At 66.7% G+C, this 20207-nt stretch carries 16 protein-coding genes; 10 read left to right on the top strand and 6 right to left on the bottom strand.

Annotation, left to right across the window (positions count from 1 at the left end):
- Positions 1–6: 6 nt before the first annotated feature.
- Together ACQKLX_RS18895 and ACQKLX_RS18900 are read right to left on the bottom strand one after the other, a co-directional pair.
- Positions 7–729, bottom strand: coding sequence for an aspartate/glutamate racemase family protein (locus tag ACQKLX_RS18895; protein ID WP_427363097.1), 723 nt, complete (start codon positions 727–729; stop codon positions 7–9).
- Positions 726–2651 carry a TRAP transporter permease gene (locus ACQKLX_RS18900; RefSeq protein ID WP_427363098.1) on the bottom strand — a complete coding sequence of 642 codons (1926 nt, stop codon included), beginning with the start codon at positions 2649–2651 and terminating at the stop codon, positions 726–728. Before ACQKLX_RS18900 ends, ACQKLX_RS18895 begins: the two co-directional genes overlap by 4 nt.
- A gap of 285 nt (positions 2652–2936) precedes the next feature.
- Here ACQKLX_RS18900 and ACQKLX_RS18905 point away from each other — a divergent pair, with 285 nt between their 5' ends.
- From ACQKLX_RS18905 to ACQKLX_RS18915, 3 genes are read left to right on the top strand one after another with little or no spacing between them, the layout of a single operon-like run.
- Positions 2937–3665 (top strand): GntR family transcriptional regulator, encoded by a 729-nt coding sequence (locus ACQKLX_RS18905; protein WP_427363099.1) that lies wholly within the window; start codon positions 2937–2939, stop codon positions 3663–3665.
- 16 nt (positions 3666–3681) lie between these two features.
- Positions 3682–6018, top strand: coding sequence for a molybdopterin-dependent oxidoreductase (locus ACQKLX_RS18910; protein ID WP_427363100.1), 2337 nt, complete (start codon positions 3682–3684; stop codon positions 6016–6018).
- Positions 6019–6020: 2 nt separating this feature from the next.
- Entirely contained in the window at positions 6021–6383 is a 363-nt protein-coding gene (locus ACQKLX_RS18915) for a RidA family protein (RefSeq protein WP_427363101.1), read from the top strand.
- 10 nt (positions 6384–6393) lie between these two features.
- Here the strand turns inward: ACQKLX_RS18915 and ACQKLX_RS18920 are convergent, their stop codons facing one another.
- Genes ACQKLX_RS18920 through ACQKLX_RS18930 form a run of 3 tightly spaced genes read right to left on the bottom strand, consistent with a single transcriptional unit; the run spans position 6394 to position 9760 of the window.
- The gene (locus tag ACQKLX_RS18920) at positions 6394–7251 is read right to left on the bottom strand and encodes a PCC domain-containing protein (protein ID WP_427363102.1); all 858 of its coding nucleotides are present in this window, start codon (positions 7249–7251) and stop codon (positions 6394–6396) included.
- Positions 7248–8888 (bottom strand): acyl-CoA synthetase, encoded by a 1641-nt coding sequence (locus tag ACQKLX_RS18925; protein ID WP_427363103.1) that lies wholly within the window; start codon positions 8886–8888, stop codon positions 7248–7250. The genes ACQKLX_RS18920 and ACQKLX_RS18925 overlap by 4 nt, the downstream gene beginning before the upstream one ends.
- Positions 8885–9760: an IclR family transcriptional regulator gene (locus ACQKLX_RS18930; RefSeq protein ID WP_427363104.1), complete on the bottom strand. Its 876-nt coding sequence runs from the start codon at positions 9758–9760 to the stop codon at positions 8885–8887. Before ACQKLX_RS18930 ends, ACQKLX_RS18925 begins: the two co-directional genes overlap by 4 nt.
- Before the next feature lie 153 nt (positions 9761–9913).
- Between ACQKLX_RS18930 and ACQKLX_RS18935 the strand changes: the two genes are divergently transcribed.
- Positions 9914–11812 (top strand): TRAP transporter large permease subunit, encoded by a 1899-nt coding sequence (locus ACQKLX_RS18935; RefSeq protein WP_427363105.1) that lies wholly within the window; start codon positions 9914–9916, stop codon positions 11810–11812.
- Between the two features lie 158 nt (positions 11813–11970).
- A complete protein-coding gene (locus ACQKLX_RS18940) occupies positions 11971–12984 on the top strand; it encodes a TRAP transporter substrate-binding protein (RefSeq protein ID WP_427363106.1) in 1014 nt (337 codons plus the stop codon).
- Between the two features lie 57 nt (positions 12985–13041).
- Here ACQKLX_RS18940 and ACQKLX_RS18945 read toward each other — a convergent pair whose 3' ends face one another.
- The gene (locus tag ACQKLX_RS18945) at positions 13042–14217 is read right to left on the bottom strand and encodes a hypothetical protein (RefSeq protein WP_427363107.1); all 1176 of its coding nucleotides are present in this window, start codon (positions 14215–14217) and stop codon (positions 13042–13044) included.
- A 255-nt stretch (positions 14218–14472) separates the two neighbouring features.
- Here ACQKLX_RS18945 and ACQKLX_RS18950 point away from each other — a divergent pair, with 255 nt between their 5' ends.
- From ACQKLX_RS18950 to ACQKLX_RS18970, 5 genes are all read left to right on the top strand, one after another.
- On the top strand, positions 14473–14736 hold the full coding sequence (locus ACQKLX_RS18950) for a hypothetical protein (protein ID WP_427363108.1): 264 nt from the start codon (positions 14473–14475) through the stop codon (positions 14734–14736).
- A 145-nt stretch (positions 14737–14881) separates the two neighbouring features.
- Entirely contained in the window at positions 14882–16057 is a 1176-nt protein-coding gene (locus ACQKLX_RS18955; RefSeq protein ID WP_427363109.1) for an acyl-CoA dehydrogenase family protein, read from the top strand.
- Positions 16058–16059: 2 nt separating this feature from the next.
- Positions 16060–16653: a TetR/AcrR family transcriptional regulator gene (locus ACQKLX_RS18960; RefSeq protein ID WP_427363110.1), complete on the top strand. Its 594-nt coding sequence runs from the start codon at positions 16060–16062 to the stop codon at positions 16651–16653.
- A gap of 59 nt (positions 16654–16712) precedes the next feature.
- The gene (locus ACQKLX_RS18965; protein WP_427363111.1) at positions 16713–19031 is read left to right on the top strand and encodes a putative bifunctional diguanylate cyclase/phosphodiesterase; all 2319 of its coding nucleotides are present in this window, start codon (positions 16713–16715) and stop codon (positions 19029–19031) included.
- Positions 19032–19095: 64 nt separating this feature from the next.
- Positions 19096–20139: a histone deacetylase family protein gene (locus ACQKLX_RS18970; protein WP_427363112.1), complete on the top strand. Its 1044-nt coding sequence runs from the start codon at positions 19096–19098 to the stop codon at positions 20137–20139.
- Positions 20140–20207: the final 68 nt, after the last annotated feature.

Raw genomic sequence — 20207 nt, forward strand, 5'->3', positions numbered from 1 at the left:
GGCGCCTCAGCGCTCGTCCTGCCGGAAGCGGCGCGGCCGCAAGCCGGCATGGAACCAGTTCACCAGGGACACCGCGTCATAGACGGGCACGCCGAACTTCTCGACGATGTCGGCGCTGTAGGGCGTGAGATTGGTGCATTCGGAGACGATAGCGCCGATGTTCGGGTTCTCGCGCAGCAGGCGGCCGGCCGCCTCCAGCACCTCGGCGCGCAGTGTGTCGAAAGGCACGCTGTTGTCGCCGTCGCGGATCGAGCGGACGAATTCGCTATCCTGTGGCATGCCGACGACCGGGGTATCGGCGGCGACGCCGACGCCCTCGAAATAGCGCCCGCTCAGAGAGGCCGCATTGTAGGTGAGGACGCCGACGCGCTTCGAGGCCGGGATCAGCCGCTCGACCATCGGCACCTGCAGCAGGGCGCTGGTCGCGACCGGGACGGAGCAGAACTCGGCGAGCTCGCGCTGGTAGATCGAGAGGAAGCCGCAGGTGGTGGTGATGCCATCGACGCCGGCATCGATCAGCTCCTGCGCCGCCACCTTGAACTTGTCGAGCAGGTCGACATTGTGCAGGTCGGTCATCCGCGCGGGAATAGCGTCATGGACGATGCGGTACTGCACCGGGAAGTTCCAGGTGCCGGCATGGCCGATATCGCCGAGGAAGCGCTCGAAATAGGAGCGCACCATCAGGATGCCGACGCTCACGCCGTAATAGGTCTTCTTCCGCTCGTTCAACGCAGTTCTCCTTCGGCATGGTTGACCAGCGCCGGCTTGAGTTCGGGCGCAGTGCCGCGCGCGGTGGCGATGCGGCTCATCAGGATGGTGGAGCCGACTAAAGCGATGCCGACGAGCCCGCGCTGCCAGACCGGCACGATGTAGGCGAGCGAGCACAGGCTGCCGGCGGTGACATAGGCGAGGCGCAGCCAGGCGGGCAGCGGCCCCCAGGTGTAGCCGACGAGGCCGGCCGAGATCAGGACGAGGCCTGTCGACAACGCGATCGCCGTCGAGACGATGCCGAACAGCGAGCCCTCGAGGATCAGGCCGGGCTCGTAGATATAGGCCATGCCGGTGACGAAGCCGCCGAGCGCGAAGCGACAGGCATACCAGCCGGTCGTCATCGGCGGGGCGCCGGCGATGGTCGCGGCGGCGTCCGCCACTGGCGCGACAGGTGGCGAGGCGTCGGCGAGGACGGCGAAGTAGAAGATGAAGAGGTGGATCGCGATCAGCGGCACGCCGTGCTCGGCGATGAGCGGCGCGCCGATCGCGGCGGTGATGATATAGGCCGGCGTCGTCGGGATGCCGACGCCGAGGAACAGGCAGGTGCCGGCGATCAGCAGCGCCAGCAGCAGCAGCGAGCCGCCGGCCGCCGCCTTGATCATGCCGGTGAAGGCGAGGAGCAGGCCGGTCGCGGTCAGCGCCGCCGTGATGATGCCGGCCGAAGTCACGGCGACCGCGATCATCGAGATCAGATAGCCGCCGTCGCGCAAGGCGATGAAGAGTGCGCGCGGCCCCATGCGGGTATGGCTGCGCAGCGCCGCGACCACGACCGTCGCGATCGTTCCCCAGAAGGCGGCGAGATAGGGCGAGAACCGCATCATCATCATCGTCACCAGCAGTGCCAGCGGCAGGACGAGATGGGCGTCGCGCCCGAGGTCGGACAGGCTGGGCAGCATGTGGCGCGGGATTGCGCCGATGCCGAGCTTCTTCGACTCGTAATGAACCGCGGCGAGGATGTTGACGTAATAGAGTGCCGCGCCCATAGCCGCCGCGACGATGATCGCCGAATAGGGGACCGCGATCATCTCCGACATGATGAAGGCCGCCGCGCCCATTACCGGCGGCACCAGCGGCCCGCCGACGCTCGCCGCCGCCTCGATCCCGGCGGCGAAGACCGGCCGGAAGCCGAGCCGCTTCATCAGCGGGATCGACATCGAGCCGGTGACCACGACATTGGCGACGGAGGAACCGCTCATCGTGCCGAACAGCGCGGAGGAGATCACCGCGACCTTGGCCGGCCCGCCGGTGAAGCGCCCGCCCGTGAGGGCGCCGAAATTACCGAAGAGCCGGCTCATGCCGCTCGCCTGCATCAGCGAGCCGAAGATCAGGAAGGAAGCGACGATGGTCGCGCTCATCACCGTCAGCGAGCCGTAGAGGCCGCTGCCGACCGAGAGGAAGTTGATCTCGGTGATATGAGCGAAGGTGAGCTCGCGGTAATACCAGGCGCCGGGCAGGAGATGGCAGATCGCCATATAGCCGATCACCGCGACGACGAGGCCGGCGAGCGTGTAGGAAATCGAGCGCCGCGTCGCCTCGACCACGGCCACGACCATCATTGTGCCGAGCAGGTACTGCACCGGCGTGAGCGGGTCGATGAAGCTGGTGCGTTCGTAGATCTGTTCCTGGTTCAGGTAGATGTAGACGTTCGGCACGAAGGCGCAGACCGCCAGCATGAGGTCGAGGATGCTCGGCCGGTCCTTCGGCGAGTGTTCGGTCGCCGGGAAGAGCAGGAAGACCGGCGGCACGAACAGCGCGAGATGGATCGCGGCGAGCTCCAATGGTTCTGGATAGCCGGTGCCTGCAAAATAGAGATGGACCAGCACCGCGGCCACCGACCACAGGCCGAGAAGGATACCTGGAACGCCGTCTATCCGCCGCATCGTTCGTTGCCCCCGAGCGCAGCCGCCATGCCGGACATGCATCGACCGGAGCGGAGGGAGAAACGTCGGACTTGACGTGCCCCTGCTTTTGTCGATTGCATACAATAATCAAGACAGCTAAGTTTCGTGTCGTCAATTCTCTTTGACGCGCAATTTTCGGAAAAAATTTCTCCGCAGCGAACGTGTCGTTCGTTTTTGCGGACAACTCCCGGTTGCCTGGAGAGCGGATATGATCTTGCAGGGAATCGCGGATGCCGGGAGCGGCGCATGAATGGAGGCGGGAGCGTGACGGTACCGTTCAGCATGCCGATGCTGGAAGCCTCGGCGCGACGTGTCGCGGCGCAGCCGCTGCCCCAGCAGATCGCCGCCCATCTGCGCGAGCTCATCATCCATGACGAGCTGAAGCCGGGCGAGCGCGTTCGCGAACAGCCTCTTTCGCTGGAGCTCGCCGTATCGCGGACGCCCTTGCGCGACGCCTTGAAGATCCTCGCGGTCGAGCGGCTCGTCGACCTGCATCCCAATCGCGGCGCGACCGTCGTCAATCCGAGCGTCGCGGAGCTGCGCGACCTGCTGCGGGTTTACTCGACGCTGGAAGGCCTGGCCGGCCAGATGGCCTGCGAGCGCGCGGTGCAGAACGATATCGATGCCGCCCACCGCTGGCACCAGGAGATGGTCGGGGCCTTCGAGCGGCGCGACAAGCTCAGCTATTTCCGCGCCAACCAGGCCTTTCACCTCGGCATCATCGGAGCGTCGCGCAACGCCTCGCTGATCGAGGTGCACGGCCAGCTCAATCTGCGCCTGCACCGCGTGCGCTATCTCGCGATCATGCAGCAGAAGGACTGGACCTTCGTCAGCAACCAGCATGAGGCGATCATCGAGGCGCTCGACAAGCGCGACGGTGCGCTGCTCGGGCGCCTGCTGGTCGAGCATTTCTCCAGCGCCTGGCGGGCGCTGGATCTGCTCGAGGCCCAGCAACTGAACGCTGCCGCTGCGCCGGCTGCGGCAGAGCTCTAGGGCGCGGGAGGACGAGATGCTGCCGCAGCCCGAACGACAGACGCTGGCGACGCATTGGGGCACCTACCGGGTGCGGATGGAGGCGGGGCACCCCGTCGCGCTGGACCCGTTCGAGGCCGATCCCGATCCCTCGCCGATCGCCTCGGCGATGCTGGCGGCGCGCACCGCTCCGGCGCGCGTGCTGCGGCCGGCAGTGCGGCGCTCCTTCCTGGAGCGCGGGCATGCAGCGGGCGGGGAGGGGCGCGGCGGCGAGCCCTTCGTCGAAGTGGGTTGGGACGAAGCGCTGGCGCTGGTCGCGGGCGAGCTCGACCGCGTGCGCAGCCGCCATGGCAACGGCGCGATCTATGGCGGCTCCTATGGCTGGGCCAGCGCCGGGCGCTTCCACCATGCGCAGAGCCAGGTCCACCGCTTCCTCAACACGATCGGCGGCTATACGCGCTCGGTCCAGAACTACTCCTTCGCCGCCGCCGACACGATCCTGCCGCATGTGATCGGCGATCGCCGCGGCCTCGCCAGCGGCCATACCCCTTGGCGGCTGCTGGCCGGCCATGCCGAGCTGATCGTGATGTTCGGCGGCGCTTCGCCGAAGAATGCGCAGGTCTCCTCCGGCGGGCTCAGTCGCCACGCGTTGCGCGAGGGCATCTTCGCCTGCCGCGACGAGGGCGCCGAACTGGTCTCGATCAGCCCGATCCGCGACGACACCGCGCTGGAAGCTGGCGCGCACTGGTGGGCGCCGCGTCCGCAATCCGACGTCGCGCTGATGCTCGGCCTCTGCCACACGCTGCTGAGCGAAGGCCTGCACGATCGCGCTTTCCTGGCGCGCTACTGCGCCGGCTTCGACAAGGTGGAAGCCTATCTGACCGGCGCGGCCGACGGCACGCCCAAGACGGCGGACTGGGCCTCGGCGCTCTCACAGATCCCGGCCGACGACATCCGCGCGCTCGCCCGCCGGATGGCGGCGAAGCGGACCTTCATCATGATGTCCTGGTCGCTACAGCGGGCCGACCATGGCGAACAGCCCTATTGGATCGCGATCACGCTCGCCGCCATGCTCGGCCAGATCGGCCTGCCCGGCGGGGGCTTCGGTTTCGGCTACGGCTCGGTCAATGGCATCGGCAACGCCGCGCAGGAGATCACCTGGCCGTCGCTGTCGCAGGGCGACAATCCGGTCGCCGATTTCATCCCGGTCGCGCGCATCGCCGACATGCTGCTCGACCCCGGCGGCGCCTACGACTTCAACGGCGAGCGCCGGAGCTATCCCGACATCAAGCTGGTCTACTGGGCCGGAGGCAACCCGTTCCATCATCATCAGGACCTGAACCGTCTGGTCGGAGCCTGGCAGCGACCGCAGACGATCATCGTGCACGAGCCCTGGTGGACGGCGACCGCCCGCCATGCCGACATCGTCCTGCCCGTCACCACCCAGCTCGAACGCAACGACATCGTCTGCGCCAATCGCGACCTGATGCTGGCCGCCTCGCACAAGGCGGCGGAACCAGCCGGCGAGGCGCTCGACGACTATACGATCTTCTCCGGCCTTGCCGCCCGGCTCGATGTCGAGGAAGCGTTCACCGAGGGGCGCGACGAGGAGAGCTGGCTGCGTCAACTCTACGGGCTGGCGCGCCAGCGCATCGCCGCGGCCAATCTCGACATTCCCGATTTCGACAGCTTCTGGCGCCAGGGCGTGACGCTGCTTCCGGAGCCTGAGGTGGTGAAGCCGCTGATGGCCGATTTCAGAGCCGACCCGCAGGCGCATCCGCTGGCGACACCGTCCGGGTTGATCGAGCTCTTTTCCGAGCGGATCGCAGGTTTTGGCTACGACGACTGTCCGGGCCACGCGGCCTGGCTGCCCTCGCAGGAATGGCTAGGCGCCGCCGCGGCGGAGCGCTTCCCGCTGCATCTGATCTCGAACCAGCCGGTGACCAAGCTGCACAGCCAGTACGACCATGGCAGCCACGCCCGCGACAGCAAGATCGCCGGGCGCGAGCCGATACGCATGCATCCGCAGGACGCGGCAAGCCGGGGCCTGAAGGATGGCGACGTCGTCAGGGTCTTCAACGATCGCGGCGCCTGCCTCGCCGGGCTGCGCATCTCGGATGCGCTGCGCCCCGGTGTGGTCCAACTCTCGACCGGCGCCTGGTTCGACCCGTTCGAGCCCGGCCGGCCTGGAACGCTCGACAAGCACGGCAACCCGAACGTGCTGACGCCCGATCGCGGCACGTCGCGTCTGGGGCAGGGGCCGAGCGCCCATTCCTGCCTCGTCGAGATCGAAGCCTATCGCGGGCCGCTGCCCGAGATCACCAGCTATGCGCCGCCGGCAATCGTGCCCGCGGGCGTCAAACCCGCCGAATGAGGATGGCCGTGTCGACTACTGAGATTCGCCGCATTGATTCCAATGGTCGCCGCAGCCGCGTCGTGGTCCATAACGGCACGCTGCATTTCGCCGGCCAGGTCGCCGACGATTTCAGCGGCGACATCGGCCAGCAGACGCAGGAAGCACTCGCCCGCATCGACAAGCTGCTGGCCGAGGGCGGCAGCGAGCGCCGCAAGGTCCTCAGCGCTACGATCTGGCTCAAGGACATGGCCGATTATGCCGGGATGAACGCGGTCTGGGACCGCTGGATCGATCCGGAGCACGCCCCGGCCCGCTGCTGCGGCGTGGTCGAGATGGCCGATCCCGGGATCAAGGTCGAGATCATCCTGACCGCCGCGCAGTGACGGAGCGCGGCTAGCCCGTCTCCAGCACCAGTTCCAGCGTCATCAGTACCGGATTGTCGCCGCGCTGAAGCGCGCCCTGCGCCTTGCCGCCGGTATAGTCGACCAGCGCGATCGCGAGCGCCGCTTCCGGCTTGCCGTCTTCGCCGGGTGCGACATGGCCCGCCGTGATCGCGATCTCGGTGGCGAAGGGCTCGATCGAGCGGCCGTCGGCGAAGCGCGCGCCGATGGTCGAGCCGACGCCGCCATGGATGACGGCGTGGGCGATGCCGCGCTCGGCGCAAAACGTTTCCAGCGCCGTGAAGACATCGCGGTTCGGCCGCAGCCGCAGCACGAAGAAGCGGCCGCCGACTTCTGCACCAGAACTCGGCCGCTGCGCCGGCATGAACAGCTTGAAATTGGTCTCTGGATCATGGCCCGCGACGAAGCCAGCGCCATCCAGTCCGACCGCATCGACCGTGACGGGCTCGGCCAGGAAGCTCTGGTCCGGCAGGATATGGCCGCCATTGTGCCTTCCGTCGGCCTCGCGCCAGAGCGCGTGGCCATGGAAGAACGGGGCGCCGTCGCGCTCGCCGAAAGTCAGCGCTCCCGTCTCGATCCGGGTCACGCCATCAGGCCGGAAGGTCTCGCTGTAGAAAGCGGCGTGCTCCGGTGTCGCCGAGAGCGCCGGCATGACATAGGCGAAGGGCGCGAGGGTGAGCCCGGCCGGCAGGCGCAGCACGCCGCTGGAAAAACCCTGCGCGGCGAAGGCCTCGGCGATCGCATCGAGCAGCAGGCCGGGCTTCAGCTCCAGCGTGAGCTTGCGGCCGCGCGCCTCGCTCCATTGGATGCGCTCGGGCTCCGCCGGCCCCGGCTGCTGGATCGTCCTCACGCCTGGGCTCCCGGCGCGCGGACGAAGTCGAGCAGGCCGCGCTTCTCCAGCTCGTCGCGCACGAGGCGCTTGGGCACCTTGCCATAGCCGGATTTCGGCAGCTCCTCGAAGAAGAAGAACCGCTTCGGCATCTTGTAGCGCGGGATCTTCTCGGCGAGGTAGCTCGCCAGCTCGTTCTCGTCGACGGGACTGCGCGCGACGCAGACGGCGACGCCGATCTCGCCCCAGACTGCATCGGGCACGCCGAGCACGGCGGCTTCCGCGATCGCCGGATGGGTCAGGATCTTCTCCTCGATCTCGCGCGGATAGATGTTCGAGCCGCCAGAGATGTACATGTCCGAGGCGCGGCCAGTGATGTAGATAAAGCCCTCTTGGTCCATATGGCCGAGATCGCCGGTGCGGAACCAGCCATTGCGGAAGGACTTCGCATTGGCTTCGGGATTCTCGTAGTAGCCGGCGAAGACCGCCGGGCCGATCACGCAGATCTCGCCGGTCTCGAAGGGCTTCAGCTCATTGCCCGCGTCGTCCTGGATCGCAACCTGGATGCCGGTGCGCTCGACGCCGCAGCTGCCGATGCGCGCTTCCGGCCCGTCCTCTTCCACGTGCAGATAGGTCGGCAGCACGGTGATGTTGCCGGTCACTTCGCCGAGGCCGAAATACTGCACCAGCACCTTGCCGAGCTTCTTCAGCGCCGTCTTCTGGTCCTCGCGATACATCGGTGCGCCGGCATAGATGACATGGCGCAGCGAGGAATGGTCGTGCTGGTCGACGGCCGGATGCTCGACCAGCATCTTCAGGATGGTCGGCACGGTGAAGATATTGGTGACACGGTGCTTGGCGATCAGGCGGAAGGCCTCGTCGATGTCGAAGCGCTCGGTCGGCAGCAGGATCGAGGGCGCGCCGCGGGCCGAGAGCACGAGCTGGTGCACGCCGGCGCCATGCGAGAGCGGCGCGACGACGAGCGAGGCGTCAGCTTCCGTCGAGCCCGGTACGAGATCGGCGAGATGGTTGGTGACGACGAAGCCCATCTGGCCATGGGTCAGCACCGCTGCCTTGGAACGGCCGGTCGTGCCCGAGGTGAAGAAGAACCAGCAGGGATCGTCGCGGTCGACGATGGCGTCGGGCACGCACTGGCCCCGATGCGCGGCGATCGCCTCGGTCAGCGTCGTCTCGCCGAAGGAGCCCGCGCCGATGCGCCAGGTGAACGAGAGCGCCTTGCTTTCCTTGGCGACGGCTGCGGCATGGTCGGGGAAATCGCCATGGCAGAGGAAAGCCTTGGCGCCGGAGGAGGTCGCGAGCCAGGCGACCTCGTCCGGCATCAGCCTGAAATTGGTCGGCACCCAGATCGCCCCCAGCCGGAAGGCGGCGAACATCGAGACGAACATCTCGTCGCAATTCTTCGAATGAACGAGGATGCGGTCGCCCTTGCCGATGCCGCGCGCCGCCAGCGCCGCGCAGAGCGCATGCGCCGCCGCATCGAGCTCGCTCCAGCTCCACTGCCGCTCGCCCCAGATAAGGCCGGGCCGGTCGGCGAAGCGGCGCGCATTGCGCGTCAGGAAATGCGCGAGGTTCATCACCCGCGTCGTCACCGGCTTTTGCCCACCGACCGGGCCGGCGCCTGCTTGGCTCGTCGTCATGGCGTCGTCTCCGCTGTCCTGGTCTCGTCTTGCGCCGGCCTTGCCTGCCGCCGGTCGAGCATGTCGGCGATCCGCGTCTCTACCTGCCGCGCCTCGTGACGCAGCAGCGCTCCGAGTTCTTCCTGCCGATGCGGCTGCATGCGCGAATCGATCGCGGCGATGCTGAGCGCGCCGGCGACGCGCCCGTCCGGATAGCGCACGGCGACGCCGATGCCCCATGAATTGGTGACGATCCGGCCGGGATTGAGGGCGAAACCCTGCGCCCTGGCGAGCGCGATGTCCGTGATCAGCTGGGCCGGCGAATAGGCGGGGTAGCGTGCCGCGAGCACGGCGCGGTTAGCCTCGATCATCGCCGTGGATTCGGTGTCGGGCACCAGCGCCAGCATGGCGAGTGAGCCGGCGCCGACCCCGAGCGGGTGCTGGTCGCCGGCTTGCAGGGCATGGGTGCGCACCGGCCAGGTGCCTTCCTCGCGATGCAGGCAGATGGCGAAACGGTCGCGCCGGATCGAGAAGAAGCTGGTGTCCTGCGTCGTGTCGGACAGCGCGTGCAGGCTTTCCATGGCGAGATCGAGCAGGCCATGGCGCTGGCCCGAGAGCAGGCCGAGCACAAAGGCTTCCTCGCCGAGATGGTAGCGCCGCGTTCGCACCTCCTGCTCGACCAGGCCGGCCCGCATCAGCGCCAGCAGCAGCCGCCGGACGGTCGGCTTGTTCAGCCCGCTCTCCTCGACGATCTCGCTGAGCGGCAGGCCCGACGCACTCTCGCGGCCGACGAGCGCCAGCAATCGCAAGGCGCGGTCGACGCTCTGCGAGCCTGACAGATCGGGCGTCGATAGGGCTTCGGGCCGCATTTCCTCTGCCGCGTTTGGGTCCATGATGCGGACCTCTCTTCTGCGCTAAAGGTGTAGATGGCAGCGTTCACGATTGCAACAGCGGTCGATCCGTGTATGTTCCAGCCGGAACGAGCGAGGAAATTCGCCATAATGTGGACCCGTTAGTTTGGCGGGTGGATGGGAGGAGCGGCCCTTATGGCCGAGACAAGCACGAGCGCAGCGGCCGGCGCGCATGCCAGCGATGGTGTCGCCGCGATCCTGGACAGCCTCGATCATACCCCCAAGCGTGTCGGCTCGGCGCTGGTGCGTCCGCTCGAAATCATTGCCGCGTGCCTGCTCGTCGCCATCGTCACGCTGCTGCTCGCCGGCGTGACCTCGCGCTATGTGCTGTCGATCCCGGTGGTCTGGATCGACGAAGCCGCCTCGATCTGCTTCCTCTGGCTCGCCATGCTCGGCGCCGCCATCGCCATCGACCGCAACGAGCACCTGCGCCTGACGCTGTTCGTCGGCATGCTGCCGGAGCGCCTGCGCGGCCTCGCCCATGCCTTCGGCCTGCTCGCGGTCGCGACCTTCCTCGCGGTGATGACCTGGCCGGCGATCGAATATGTCATCGAGGAATCCTACGTCACTTCGGCGGCGCTCAACATCCCCTCGAGCTACCGCGTCTCGGCCATCGCCTTCGGCATCATCGCCATGCTGGCGCTGGTGCTGACCTATGCGGTGCGCACCTGCACGCTGCGCGATCTCCTGATCTCGGCTGCGGTGATCGGCCTCGTCGCCGCCGCCTTCTTCCTGCTGACGCCGGTGTTCAAGACGCTGGGCTACGTCAACATCGCCATCTTCCTGCTCGGCGTCGTCGGCCTCTGCCTCGTCGCCGGCGTGCCGATCGCCTTCTGCTTCGGGCTCGGCGCGCTCTGCTTCCTCTCCTTCAGCACCAGCGTGCCGATCTTCGTGATGATCGGGCGCATGGACGAGGGCATGTCGAGCCTGATCCTGCTCTCGGTGCCGATCTTCGTATTGCTCGGCTGCGTGCTCGACTCGACCGGCATGGGCAAGGCGATCGTTGATTTCCTCGCCTCGCTCCTTGGCCATGTCCGCGCCGGCATGTCCTATGTCCTGCTCGGCTCGCTCTTCCTGGTCTCCGGCATTTCCGGCTCCAAGGTCTCCGATATGGCGACGGTGGCGCCGGCTTTGTTCCCCGAGATGAAGCGCCGCGGCTACCAGCCCAAGGAGCTGATCGCGCTGCTCTCGACCGGCGCTGCGATGGCCGAGACGGTGCCGCCCTCGATCGTGCTGATCGTGCTCGGCTCGGTCGCTGGCGTCTCGATCGCCGGGCTCTTCACCAACGGCCTCGTCGTCGCGACTGTGCTCTTGCTCGTGCTCGCGATCCTGGCGCGCTGGAAGGCTCGCGGCGAGATGCTGAAGGGCGTGCGCCGTGCGCCGTTCACGGTGATCTGGAAGACGGCGCTGGTCGCCGCCCCCGCCCTCGTCCTGCCCTTCCTGATCCGCAGCGCCGTCGGCGGCGGTGTCGCCACCGCGACTGAGGTCTCGACCATCGCCGTGCTCTACGCGCTGATCGTCGGCATCGTCCTCTATGGCGGGATCAGCTGGCGCACCTTCTACGGCATGCTGGTCGAGACAGCGGCGCTCTCGGGCGCGATCCTGATGATCTTGGGCACCGCCTCGGCCATGGCCTGGGCCCTGACCCAGACCGGCTTCGCCCGCGACCTCGCCACGGCGATGTCCCATCTGCCCGGCGGCTGGATCAGCTTCATGGCGGTGACGATCGTGGTCTTCATGATCCTCGGCTGCGTCCTCGAGGGTCTGCCGGCGATCGTCTTGATGGCGCCGCTGATGTTCCCGATCGCCAAGAGCCTCGGCATCAACGACGTGCATTATTCGATGGTGGTGGTCACGGCGATGAATATCGGCCTGATGACCCCGCCGATCGGCATCGGCTTCTACATCGCCTGCAAGATCGGCAATGTCGAACCGGACGAGGCGATGGGCGCGATCTGGCCCTATCTGCTGGCCCTGCTCGCCGGCCTCGCCATCATCGCCTATGTCCCGTCCTTCTCGACGATGTTCCTGTGATCGTGATGCGGCACGCCTCGTCATGCCGTCATTGCGAGGAGGCCCTGCCGACGAAGCAATCCAGAAGGATTGCGCGAGACCTTATGGATTGCTTCGCTTCGCTCACAATGACGACGAAACCTGATCGCCGATAACAACGAATGTTTGGAGGAAAGACCATGTCCATCTCACGCCGCACGATCCTGCAGGGCGCGACTGCCGCCGCCACGATCGGCACCTTCTCGATCGCCCGCGCCCAGACGCCGGAGTTCACCTACAAATACGCCAACAACCTGCCAGTCTCGCACCCGATGAACCTCCGCGCCACCGAGGCGATGGAGAAGATCAAGGCCGAGACCAACGGCAAGGTCGTCATCCAGATCTTCCCCAACAACCAGCTCGGCTCCGACACCGACATGCTGAACCAGGTCCGCTCCGGCGGCGTCGAGTTCTTCACGCTGTCGCCGCTGATCCTGTCGACCCTGGTGCCGAATGCTTCAGTCAGCGGCATCGGCTTCGCCTTCCCGGACTACGACTCCGTCTGGAAGGCGATGGATGGCGAGCTCGGTGCTTATGTCCGCGGCCAGATCGCCAAGGCGAACCTGCATGTCCTCGACAAGATCTGGGACAACGGCTTCCGCCAGATGACCTCGTCAAAGGGCCCGATCGCCAGCCCCGCCGACCTCAAGGGCTTCAAGATCCGCGTGCCGGTCTCGCCGCTCTGGACCTCGATGTTCAAGGCCTTCGACTCGGCCCCGGCCAGCATCAACTTCGCCGAGGTCTATACCGCCCTGCAGACCAAGATCGTCGACGGCCAGGAGAACCCACTAGCGATCATCGCGACCGCCAAGCTGTTCGAGGTGCAGAAGTTCCTCTCGCTGACCAACCATATGTGGGACGGCTTCTGGTTCCTGGCCAATCGCCGCGCCTGGGAGCGTCTGCCGCAGGACCTGCGCACGATCGTCGCCAAGAATATCGATGCCGCCGCCATGCTGGAGCGCGCCGACGTCGCCAAGCTCAATGCTGGCCTGCAGGCCGAATTGACCTCGAAGGGCATGACGATCAACCAGACCAAGGCCGACGAATTCCGGGCGACGCTGCAGAAGGCCGGCTTCTACGGCGAGTGGAAGGGCAAGTACGGCGACGAGGCCTGGGCGATCCTGGAGAAGGCGGTCGGCGGCAAGCTGGCCTGATCGCGGTACCGTTCCGATAGTCGTTGCGGCGCGCTCAAGGGCGTGCCGCAATGCGTTTCACCCACCCTTCTTCGCGCCCTTGCCCGGCTCGCTGAAATCGAGCTGCTTCTGCAGGCCGAGCTGGACGACGAAGGCCGGAACCGCCTCAAGCCCGGTATCCTTGGTCTTGCGCCAGGCGGCCGAGGCGGTCGCGGTCATGCCGTTGCCGAGGCCGCGCTGATAGTCGAGGCCGATGCTCGATGTCCGCGTCGTCGCGTCGAGCCCGAGATAATCCTCCAGCTTCTGCCGGACGGTGAGCGAGAGCGCGTTCGTGTCGTTGAAACGCGCGGTGAGCTTGCCTTCGTGCTGGGTCACGAGGTTGATCACCGCGAAGGGCAGGGTGGTGTCCTCGACGGTGCGGCCCGACGACAGATCGAGCGTCAGCCATTCATAGGGAACGCGCAGCTTGGCCGTATAGAGTAGCGTCTTCTCGTTCTCGAACTCCTTGTCCGGGAAGATGACCTGTAGCGGCGAGAGCGAGGCCTCGAAGCTTGCCCCCTTGAATGCGGTCGAGACGAAGAGATTGGGCTGCAGCCGGTAGTTGTCGCGGCGCATGCCGAGATAGTCGGTACCATTGGTGAAGCGGGTGCGTGCCGCCGTGAAGGAGACGCCGATCTCGGTGTCTCCCTGGCGCCAGGCGATCCCCGGTGTGATGCCGATCGTGGCGAGGTTCTCGTCCTGCGGCAGGAAATCGCCATAGGCGAAGACGTTGCGCTCGTTCAATGCGGCAAGCCGCGCCTCGGCATTGGCGAAGAGCCTGATGGAGCCGAGGCTCAGGTTGAACCGCTCGCGCCAGGTCAGCGCGTTGCGGCGGCGTGACCAGGTCTGTTCGTTCTCGATCGCCAGCGAGGACTGCAGCGAAAGGTTCTCGCCGATCCCCGTCGCGTGCTTCAGCGTCAATGCATGCGACCGGCTGGCGGCGAGCTGGCGCGGATCGTACTGGGTGTCGATCAGGAGAAGGTCGAGCCCGTAGCCGTCCTGCACCGTGCCGCGCAGATAGTTCCAGCTCGCAAAGCCGGTCAGGGTCGGGCTGCCCTTCTCCCCCCGGCTGTTGGTCGGGCTCGAGTCGAATCCGCCGCGCAGGCCGACCACTGCCGTGGAGACCAAGGTCTCGGCTGGCTCCTCTTCGGCGGTGGCGGGAAAAGCGCTGAGCAAGGCGCCGCAGAGCGCGAAGACTGAACAAACAGGACGCATGGCATCACCCCTCTCAGTCGAGAGTAGGTGATTATACCTAATGGTACGTTAATACAGCTAAGAATTCGATCGTATTCATAAGAGTAGACATCATTTAATATAAGATAATCGATATTTTATTAGCGAGTGTATTCGGATGGTGGCCGGTTAAGCCTAGCAAGTATGGTTAACAACCTCTTCAGATTGCGATTGAAATAAAATGCAACCATAACGTGTATATCGCTTCGATCCCGAAGCGAGAGCAGGGAGAGAAAGATGAAATACGCATTTGTTCTTGCAACTGTCGCCGCCTTTGCCGTCACGCCTGCCATGGCTGGCAGCAAGGGCGGTCGCGGCGGCGGCCTTCTCGGCAATGTCGTCGCGTCGGTGGCCTCGGTCACGACCGCCGTTTCGAACGTCAAGGTGCTCAACAACGTCTCGGTGCTGAGCGGCAATGGCATCCTGAACGGCAACAAGGTCAGCGTCGGCCGTGGCGGCATCGGGATCGGCAATGGCGGGCATGGCTGCGGCTGCAACTGATTCCGAAATGTAGCCAGCCGGCGATCGCCCGGCCCGGAGGAAGAGGGGCCTCGCGGCCCCTCTTTTCACGTCCGGCATGGGAGATTGCCTACCTGCCGAACGGTAGGTTAGGCTGATCTGAAAGGCAGCGGAGATGATGGCGGCGATGGACGGTTTCGATGCGGTTGGCGGCGGCACGCTGCGCTCGCCCTATTTCGGCGAAGAGCACGAGGCGCTGCGCGACCAGCTGCGCCGCTTCGTCGCAAGCGAGGTCAAGCCGCACGGGCTGGCCTGGGAAGAGGCCGGCATGGTGCCGCGGCAGGTGCTGGCCCGCATGGGCGAGCTCGGTTTCCTCGGTATCCGCTACCCCGCCGAATATGGCGGCTCGGAACTCGATACGCTGGCGACCGTGGTGCTGGCCGAGGAGCTCGGCCGCTCGACTTTCTCCGGCTTCGCCATCACCGCGCTCGTTCACACCGACATGGCCTCGGTCCATCTCTTCAATGCCGGCAGTAAGGCGCAGCGCGATCGCTGGATGCCCGATATCGTCGCCGGCAAGGTGATCTGCGCCATTGCCGTCACCGAGCCTGACGCCGGCTCGGATGTGAAGGGCATCCGCACAACAGCCCGGCGCGACGGCGATTCCTATGTGCTGAACGGCGCCAAGATGTTCATCACCAACGGCGTCCATGCCGATCTCTATTGCGTCGCCGCCAAGACCGATGCTTCGGCCAAGCCGTCGCAGTCGGTCTCGATGTTCCTGGTCGAGAAGGACACGCCCGGCTTCCGCGTCAGCCGCGCCCTCGACAAGCATGGCTGGCGCTCTTCCGATACGGCCGAGCTGGTCTTCGAGGAGTGCCGTATTCCGGCAGAGAACCTGCTCGGCGGCGAGGGGCGCGGCTTCTACGCGATCATGCGCAACTTCCAGAATGAGCGCACCGTGATCGGCGCCATGGCGATGGGCGAGGCGCAGGCCGCGATCGAGCTGACGGTCGACTATGTCCGCACGCGCACAGCCTTCGGCGCCCCGCTCTGGCAGAAGCAGGCGATCCGCCAGAAGCTCGCAATGCTTTCGGCCAAAGTCGAGGCCGGGCGCCAGCTCGTCCACCATGCCGCCTGGCTCGACGCCAAGGGCTTCGACGCGACGCGCGAGGTCTCGATGGTCAAGGCGTATTGCGGCGAGCTGGTCAACGAGGTCATGTACGCCTGCGTCCAGTTCCATGGCGGCACGGGCTTCATGCGCGAGAGCGCGATCGAGCGCATGGCCCGCGACGCCCGCGTCCAGGCGATCGGCGGCGGAGCCACCGAGGTCATGCTCGAAGAGGTGGCGAAGCGGCTGTGACGGTGGTGACCGGACGCGCCGAGCGGGCGGAACTGGAGGGTGGCGCCCGCCGCCTGATCCTCGACCATGCCGCGCGCCTGCTGCGCAGCAACGGCTATCACCAGACCAGCCTGCGCGAGATCGCCGAGGCGGTCGGCATCCGCAAGGCCAGCCTCTATCACCACTTCCGCTCGAAGGAAGAGATCGTAGAGGCGGTCGTCAACGACGGCGTTGGCTTTGTTCATGAGGCGGTTCGCGCCGCTCTCGAGGCGGCCGGTGAAGCTGATCCGCGGCGCCGGCTCGAAGCCGCGATCGCCGCGCACCTTGCCGCCCTGCACGGCCATTCCGACTACACCTGCGCCAGCATCAAGGTCTTCAGCTTCGGCGAGAATCCGACGCCGGAGAGCGTACGTCGGACGCGCCGCGCCTATGACGATCTCTGGCGAGCGTTGATCGAGGAACTCGCCGGCGTGGGCGTACTTACGCCTGGCATCGCGCCGGAGCGGCTGCGGCTCTTCCTGCTCGGCGCCATGAACGGCTCGGTCGACTGGTATCGCGAAGGGCGTTTCGACATACCGCAACTTGCCGGCGAGCTCGTGACGCTCGTCGCGCCTTGAGACGTTAGTCGCTGGCTCGCCTTAACCTGCCCTTGACCGCTGCCGAACGAATGTAAGGCATGATGCGCGACGGTCTGTTTCGATTCGGTGGCGAGTTCCGGGATTCCGTCCGCGAGACAGCGTTTCGTGATGCGCGCTTCGGCGAGATGCTGCGGCAGTGCCGACTGATCTTCCTGATCTCGGCGGTCCTCAACACGCTCTTCCTCGCCAGCGACTGGCGCTTCTACGGCTCGCCGCATTTCTTTGTCGCCGTGCCTGCGCGCCTGATGGTCGTCATTGCTTCGCTCCTCTGCTTCGCATTGGTGCGCAAGGCGACGCGCTTTTCGCAGGCGCAGGCCGTGCTGATCGGCTGGGAAGTCACGACCGGGCTGATGGTTGCGCTGCTGGTGTCGTCGCGTAGCGATCTTGCGCTCTTCGTCGTGCTGATGTTGCCCTCGATCTTCTATCTGGTGGCGCCGACCGCTTTCCGCTGGACGATGGCGCTGGGGCTCGGCTGCAGTGCGCTGATGCTCGCCGGCTATCTCGGCCGCGGGCCGATGCCGTCGACCTTGCCCGGCCTGATCCTTGTCCTCGTCATGCTCAATTTCGCGCTCGGGCTGGTCGTCGTGCACGGCAATCGCCTGCGTCGGCTCGAATGGGCCGCGACCCAGGCCGAGCGCCAGGCCAAGGACGAGCTCGGCGCCAGCCAGGCGATGATCGAGCGCATCTTCATGGCGGTGCCGATCCCGCTCGTCGTCACCTCGCGCGGCGACGGCCGGTTCCTGCGCGGCAACGATGCGGCCAAGCGCTATTTCGGCGACGAGGTCGCGCAGGCACAGGTCCGGGACGTACTGCTCGACGGTGGCAACCGCCGCGTCATCGCCCGCCTGCTCAACGACCATGATCAGATCGAGGGTCATGAGGCGCAGGTGCGCGACGGCGGCGGCGCCGTCCGCGACGTGCTGATCACGGCGACGACGGTGCCGATCGGCGAGAACCCGGCTGTCGTCGCCGGCATCGTCGACATCACCGACCGCAAGGCGGCCGAAGCCCGCACCCGCTTGCAGGCGACACATGACGCGCTGACCGGGCTGCCGAACCGTCTGCTCTTCGGCGAGCGCATGCAGCAGGCGCTGGCGCGGATGGCGAGCAAGGGCGGGGCGGTCGGGCTCTTCCTGATCGACCTCGACGACTTCAAGTCGATCAACGACACGCTCGGCCATGATGCCGGCGATGCGCTGCTGATCGAGGCGGCGAAGCGGCTCGCTGGTGCGATCGGTTCGGATGAGCTTGTCGCCCGCCTTGGCGGTGACGAGTTCGTCGTGCTCTCGACGCAGCGGCTGACGGCGCTGCAGGCGCTGGTAAGGGGCGAGGCGCTGATCGAGGTGCTGCGCCGGCCCTGCGAGCATGCCGGGCAGATGATCGCGACGCGGGCGAGCCTTGGCATCGCGCTGGCGCCCGAGCATGATCGCGACGGCGTCGAATTGATGAAGGACGCCGACCTCGCACTTTACCGGGCCAAGGCGAACGGCCGCAACATGGCGATCGTCTACGAGCCGGCGATGCGCGCTGCGATGGCGCGTCGTGTCGCGATCTGCCAGGGGCTGGCCGGTGCGCTGAAGGACGAGCGCATCCTGCCCTACTATCAGCCGCAGGTCGCGGTCGAGACCGGCCGGATCGTTGGCTTCGAGGCTCTGGCGCGCTGGCACCATCCCGAGCGCGGGATCATTCCGGCTGCCGCCTTCCAGGAGGGCTTTCAGGACGCCGAGATCGCCAACGGGATCAGCGATGCGATCATCGCGGCGGCCATCGGCGATCTCAGGCGCTGGCTCGATGCCGGCCTCGATGTCGGCCATGTCTGCGTCAACCTCGCGGCCAGCGTCTTCCGCGATCCGGCGCTGCCGGAGCGACTGCTCGGCCAACTCGCGGCGGCGGGCGTGCCGGCGAGCCATTTCGGCGTCGAGGTCACCGAGACCGTGCTGCTCACTCGTAATGCCGACGAGGCCGAGCGCACGCTGAAGACCCTGCGCGCCGCGGGCTTGCGTGTCGCGCTCGATGATTTCGGCACCGGCTACGCCTCGCTCACCCATCTCAAGCGCTTTCCGGTCGATGCGCTCAAGATCGATCGCGGCTTCGTCAGCCATGTCACCGAGAATGGCGGCGATGCGGCGATCGTGCGGGCGCTGATCCGGCTCGCTGCGGATCTACGCCTCGACGTCATCGCCGAGGGCGTTGAGACCGCCGAGCAGGAAGCTTTCCTGAAGGAGCAGGGCTGCCGCTTCGCCCAGGGCTATCGCTATGCCAGGCCCGCCCCGGCCGGCCGCGTGCCCTGGCTGCTGCAACTGCCGGACCTGCTGCCCAAGGGCGACGCCATGCACGGGGATAGTGCCGCCGCCTGATCAGGCGCACTGGTCGCAGCGCGGTTTTCATGGCGCTATGCCGGCTTCGATATCGGAGCCTTGCATGCGCGCCTTCTATCATCCCGACCAGTCCAAGCACGACCCGCAGCAGTACATGCGCTTCGGCCAGATCGTCGCGCCGAAGGACCTGCCGGAGCGGACCGAGCGGCTGCTCGGCGCGCTCGCCAAGCACGGCGTCACGCCGGAGCGCTCGGTTGAGCACGGCACGGCGCCGATCCTCGCCGTCCATGACGAAGGCTTCGTCCGTTTCCTCGAAGGGTTGTGGGAGCGCTGGCTCGCTCTGCCAGAGCGTGGGCCCGAGGCCTGGCCCAACACTTTCCCCTATTGGAGCGGCCGCACCGACGAGGACGTCCGCCCGCCTTGCCGGCCGACCGGGATCATGGGCCAGCTCGGCTGGTATCTCGGCGATCTCTCGGTGCCGGTCGGCGAGCATTGCTGGCTCTCGACTCTGCGTTCGGCCGAGACCGCCGTGTCCGGCGCCGATGCAATCCTCGCCGGTGAGCGGGCGGTGTATTCGCTTTGCCGTCCCTCGGGCCACCATGCCCGCGCCGACCGCGCCACCGGCTTCTGCTATCTCAACAACAGCGCGATCGCGGCGCAGCGCCTGCGCTCGAAGTTCGGCAAGGTCGCGATCCTCGATGTCGACGCCCATCACGGCGACGGCACCCAGCAGATCTTCTATCGCCGCGACGATGTGCTCACCATCTCGGTCCATGCCGATCCGGTGAACTACTACCCGTTCTTCACTGGCTATGAGGACGAGCGCGGCAACGGGCCGGGCGAAGGCTTCAATCTTAACCTGCCGCTCGCCCATGGCGCCGGCGGCGCCGAGATGGAAGCGGCGGTCGACCGCGCCGGCCGCGCCATCCGCGAGTTCGGCGCCGAGGCGCTGGTGATCGCGCTCGGCTACGACGCCCACAAGGACGATCCGATCGGCGTGCTCAAGCTCGAGGCCGCCGATTTCGGCACGATCGGCGAGCGGGTAAAGGCGCTCGGCCTGCCGACGCTGGTCGTGCAGGAGGGCGGCTACGCGATCGAGGCGATCGGCGATTGCCTCGATGCGTTCCTGGGCGGGTTCAAAGATTGAGGCTCATCCTTCTCCCCTCGGGGGAGAAGGTGGCCCGGCGCAGCCGGGTCGGATGAGGGAAGGGCCGC

It is taken from the genome of Allobosea sp. NPDC003192 (assembly GCF_050275675.1).
In the GTDB taxonomy this organism is placed as follows: Bacteria; Pseudomonadota; Alphaproteobacteria; order Rhizobiales; family Beijerinckiaceae; genus Allobosea.